Raw genomic sequence first — 4,401 nt, 5'->3', positions numbered from 1 at the left:
GTCATCGCGGCCGTGTTCCTGGGGCTCGGGTTGTGGCAGGTGCGCTGGCAGCGACGTCTTGTGGTGCTCTCCAACAAGTCCGTCGGCGAGCGTGGCGTTCGCGGTCCGAAGGAAGTCCGCCGTCTCGAAGCTCGCCGCCCCGGACTCCAGATCGGCCCCGGCGAGGTGGTACCGGACGGTGTCCACGCCGATGGCGGGCGACGCGGCGATGTCCGCCGCCCAGATGGCGTGCCGGGCGCTGGTGGAGAACTTCCGCCCGGCCAGCCGGTAGAAGTTGTTGATCAGGCACCGGTCGTACGGCTTCATGCCGCCGTGCAGCAGGCTGGTGCCGACGATCGAGACCAGGGTGGGGATCACGTTGTCGACCCCCAGGGTGGTGATGGTGGTGACTCCGGAGTCCGGGTCGAAGGCGTTCACGCCGGTGCCGGAGAGCCGGCCGTGGACGGCGCCGGCGAGGCGGGCGAACATGAAGATCCCGGCGTACGGGAAGAGGGCGCGCGGCACGTCCGGCTCGGCCGCGGGCAGCGGAAGTCCCCACGTCTGCGGGGCGCTCAGCCGTACGGTCAGGCCGTCGCGCTCCAGGAAGCGCGCCACGGTCGCCCGGTAGCGGTCGGCGACGCCCAGGTCCACGAGCGTGGAGTCCAGGAGGGCGCGGTCCGGCAGCCGCAGGAAGAGGCTGGAGATCTCCCGCCAGGTCAGCGGCCCCTCGTCGAGCAGGGGGCGCGGCTCGACGACCGACTGGGGCAGGAAGTGCGCACTGCACTCCTCGCAGAAGTAACTGGCGATGCCCGCACCGCACTCGGGGCAGCGGCCCTGGAGCCAGCCGCCCACCACCCAGCGGTCCGACGCCGCGCAGTGGGGCACACGCTCGGTGCGCGTCAGCACCGCGCCCCGGGCCGTCAGCCGCTCGATCGAGGCGGCGACCTCCTGCTCGAACTGCTCTCGCCAGGGCTGCTGATCGGGGACGATGAACGCGTCGACGCCGATGCGCAGCGCGGCCAAGTCGTCCTGGATGCGCTGTCCGTAGCGGGCGGCGACCTCGACGGGTGTGGAGTCCTCGGCGTGCGCCTTGAGCGCCACGTACGACTCGTACACATCGCTGCCGGTGATCACCAATGGCAGGTCGCCGCGGACCCGCAGATGCCGCGCGATCATGTCCGACCACAGGAACGGGCCGCCGATGTGGCCGAGGTGCAGGGGGCCGTTGGGCGTGGCCTCGGGCGGTACCAGGAGGTAGTGCCGGGGGGTGTGCGTGTCCCCGGTCAGCAGGCTCATGTTCGCGGTCTCCCGTCGAGCAGGTTCAGTGCGTCCTCGGCCATGGCCGGGGCGAGTCGGTAGCCGGAGCCGGAGCCGCCGATGGCCATGACCACGTCGTCGCCGCCGACCGTGTCCACGACCGGCAGATGGCCGGGGGTGAAGCAGTCGCTGAAGGCCCGGCCGCCCAGCAGATGCGGCAGGAATCCCGGTACGTGCCGGGCGAGCAGGGCCAGGGCGAGTTCCCGGTCGCGGGCGTCGATGACGAGCGGTTCGTCGGGGCCGCGGTCCCAGTCGGGCGAGGTGATGCTGAAGATCCAGTGGCCGCCGGGGCGGTGGGGCAGCAGGAAGGCGTCGGCATCCTCCAGGACGAGTGCCGGGGCGCCCGGCGGTGGCGGCGTCATGAGGTGGAACGCCACCACCTTCTTGACCCGGGCCCCGCACTCGCGGGCCGCCGCCGCCACCGGGCCGTCGAGGACCCAGGGGCCTGGCGCGAGGACCGCCTTGGCGGCGGTGATCCGGCCGCCGTCGGCGGCGACCAGTTCGACGCGCCCGCCCGTACGGCGTACGTCGGTGACCCGGAAGCCCTCCAGGAGGGTGTTGTCCGGGCGGCCGAGGACCGCGACGAGAAGCCGGTCGGTGAGCCATTGAGGCTGACCCACCGTCATGGGGGCGGTAGACAGGATGCCTTGGTCGTCGTCGTGGGCGAGCCCGGGGAACGTCCGTTCGAGCAGGGCCCGCTGCTCCCTGGTGACCGGCCGGGTGCGACGGCCGTCGGCCATGGTCGCGTCGAGGGCGGCCGTGTTCTCGCGCGCCACCAGCCAGCGGACGTCGACCGGCGCGCGTCCGGCGTCGCCGAGTCCGGCGGCGAGCTCGTCGAAGAGCACGGTGCTGCGGGCGGCCAGGGCGCGCTGGGCCGGGTTGTGCCCTGTGGGCGTGTCGAACCCGGCCGAGTATCGGGTCGCGCCCGTTCCCCGTCCGGCGTGCGTGATCACGGCGACGCGGCGGCCCGGGTCCCGGCGCACGGCGTAGTACGCGGCGAGGGCACCGACCGCGCCCGCGCCGACGACGGCGAGGTCGTAGTGGGGCGCCCCACCGGTCCCGGTGGTGCGCTCACTCATCGGGCGCCGACCACCAGAAGGAGTAGATGACCAGTTCCTCGCCCTGGTCGGCGAAGATTTCGTGGACGGCCTGCGAGGCGAAGCCCACCAGGGAGCCGGGCCCGACGAGCGACCGTTCGCCGTCCACCTCCAGGGTGCCGGATCCGGCGTGGACCACCCAGATCTCCTGGACCGCGTGCTGGTCGGGCGAGCTGGTCCCGCCCGGCGGCACGGTGAAGCGGGCGGCCTTGAACGGCACGCGGGGGAGGACCGAACGGGCGAAGTCCGCCTCGGCGACGGTCACTCCGTCGGGTTCCACCTCGGTCGGAGCGAAGGGGACCAGGACGCCGACCGCCTCGGCCTGGAACTGCGGGACCTGACGAGCGGTCATACCGGATACCTCGTTTCACCCAGCATGCTGTTGAGGATGACCGCGCTGCGCCAGGCGAGCAGGCTGAGATTGGGATCGGCCACGCCCCAGGAGTGCCGGGCGCCGTTCTGGAGGTAGATCCGGTTCTCCGCGGGCCCGTCCCATGCGACCGAGAAGTCGTCGCCGACGACGAGCATCCCGTTGTCCCGCCGCAGCCGAGCGTCCAGCGGAGCCATGAAGTCCGCCAGCGCGTAGGCGTATCCGGTGCTCAGGATCACGATGTCGGCCGCGAGCACAGCGGGTGCGTCGTCCGGGCCCGAGGACTCGACGGCGAGCTTCCATTCGTCGGGGCCACCGTCGATCGCGGTGACCGCGCAGTCCGACAGGAAGCGCAGCCTGCCGGGGTTGTTCTCGATGAACTCGTCGCGGTAGCTCAACCGGTAGATGTCCTGGAGGACTTGGAGGTCGATGCCGTCGCTGGTGTACTTCTGCCGCTCCAGGAGTCGCGTCTTGTGGTCGGAGGGCAGCGCGTGGAAGCGGCGTACGTAGCCGGGTGTGTAGAGGTCGTTGGCGAAGGGCGAGTCGTCCATGGGCAGGAACGACGAGCGCCGGCTGACCCAGGTGATGCTCCCGGGGGCCGCGCCGGCCGCCAGGTGGCGCACGATCTCCGCGCCGCTCTGGCCGCCGCCGACCACGACGACCCGCCGTCCGGTCACCTCGGGGGCCCGCAGCAGGAACTCCCCGGAGTGGAAGACGGTGGGGCCGAGTAAGGGACGGAACGGCTCGGGGACGGACGGAGTGAGCCCGGTGCCGAGCACGAGGTGACGCGCCGTCACTTCCTGCTCGCCGGTGCGGAGGTGGAAAGCCCCGTCGTGGAAGTCCACGCTGTGTACGTCCGCCCCGAACGTCAGGCTCGGCAGCCGCCCGGCGACCCACTGGAGGTACTGGTTGAACTCGACGCGCAGGACGGCCGGGAAGTCCGCGGCCAGGAACCGGTAGAGCCGGCCCTCACTCGCCAGGAACGACAGGAACGAGAAGGGGCTGGTCGGATCGACCAGTGTCACCAGGTCCTTGAGCAGCGAAACCTGGAGGGTGGCCTCGGGAAGCAGCAGTCCGGGGTGCCAGGAGAAACTCTCACAGCGTTCCAGGTGGGCGCCGCGCAGCCCTTCGACCGGATGCGCGAGCGCGGCGAGGCTCATGTTCGCGGGGCCGATGCCGACGGCCGCGTAGTCGAGTACGGGTGCGTTCATGGTGGGAACCGCCGGGTCAGGCCGGGACGACGAGGTCGCCGAGCGCATGCCAGAGGTCCACGGCGCCCTGCGGCGAGTCGGCGGTGAACAGGGCGTGGCCAAGGCGCGAGCGGCAGTCCTCGACGCCCGGGATGGTCTCGCCCGGCGCGAAGTACACGGCGGTCTCGGTGACTTCCGGCAGGGCCTCCAGCTCCGGCCACCCGGTGAGCTCCCGGTACGAGGAGCGGCCCGCGGCGGAGAAGAAGCGGATACCGGCGCTCTCGGCCTGCGGCCGCGCGAAGGCCCCGGCCGCCTCCAGGCCGACGCCGAGCGCGGTGGCGACGGCCACCCTGGGCAGGCTGACGCCGGTCACGAGCCGCAGCAGCTCCACGATCCGGTCGCCCGGCAGCCGGGCGCCGAGCTCGCTGAGCACCGGACCGTCGGCGCT

The 4,401-nt window shown here is 72.2% G+C and carries 4 protein-coding genes and 1 pseudogene; all 5 read right to left on the bottom strand.

Annotated features, from left to right (window positions below):
• Positions 1-1,275: class I tRNA ligase family protein (locus tag ABZ281_RS39810; protein WP_356662860.1), on the bottom strand; the 1,275-nt coding region annotated here is incomplete at its 3' end.
• Positions 1,272-2,375: an FAD-binding oxidoreductase gene (locus ABZ281_RS39805; RefSeq protein WP_356662859.1), complete on the bottom strand. Its 1,104-nt coding sequence runs from the start codon at positions 2,373-2,375 to the stop codon at positions 1,272-1,274. The genes ABZ281_RS39810 and ABZ281_RS39805, both read right to left, overlap by 4 nt.
• The gene (locus ABZ281_RS39800; protein WP_356662858.1) at positions 2,368-2,745 is read right to left on the bottom strand and encodes a cupin domain-containing protein; all 378 of its coding nucleotides are present in this window, start codon (positions 2,743-2,745) and stop codon (positions 2,368-2,370) included. The genes ABZ281_RS39805 and ABZ281_RS39800 overlap by 8 nt, the downstream gene beginning before the upstream one ends.
• On the bottom strand, positions 2,742-3,974 hold the full coding sequence (locus ABZ281_RS39795) for a SidA/IucD/PvdA family monooxygenase (RefSeq protein WP_356662857.1): 1,233 nt from the start codon (positions 3,972-3,974) through the stop codon (positions 2,742-2,744). Before ABZ281_RS39795 ends, ABZ281_RS39800 begins: the two co-directional genes overlap by 4 nt.
• Positions 3,975-3,990: 16 nt before the next feature.
• Positions 3,991-4,401: pseudogene (locus ABZ281_RS39790) on the bottom strand (hypothetical protein); the annotation flags it as partial.

It is taken from the genome of Streptomyces sp. NPDC006265, from assembly GCF_040613555.1.
Classification (GTDB): Bacteria; Actinomycetota; Actinomycetes; order Streptomycetales; family Streptomycetaceae; genus Streptomyces.
Note: the sequence above shows the minus strand (reverse complement) of the source record. Positions and strands in the feature narration are given on the sequence as shown.

Bases quoted from the DNA above. Each gene is read 5' to 3' on its own strand.
- ABZ281_RS39805 (WP_356662859.1), bottom strand. From the start codon at position 2,375: ATGAGTGAGCGCACCACCGGGACCGGTGGGGCGCCCCACTACGACCTC.
- ABZ281_RS39800 (WP_356662858.1), bottom strand. From the start codon at position 2,745: ATGACCGCTCGTCAGGTCCCGCAGTTCCAGGCCGAGGCGGTCGGCGTC.
- ABZ281_RS39795 (WP_356662857.1), bottom strand. From the start codon at position 3,974: ATGAACGCACCCGTACTCGACTACGCGGCCGTCGGCATCGGCCCCGCG.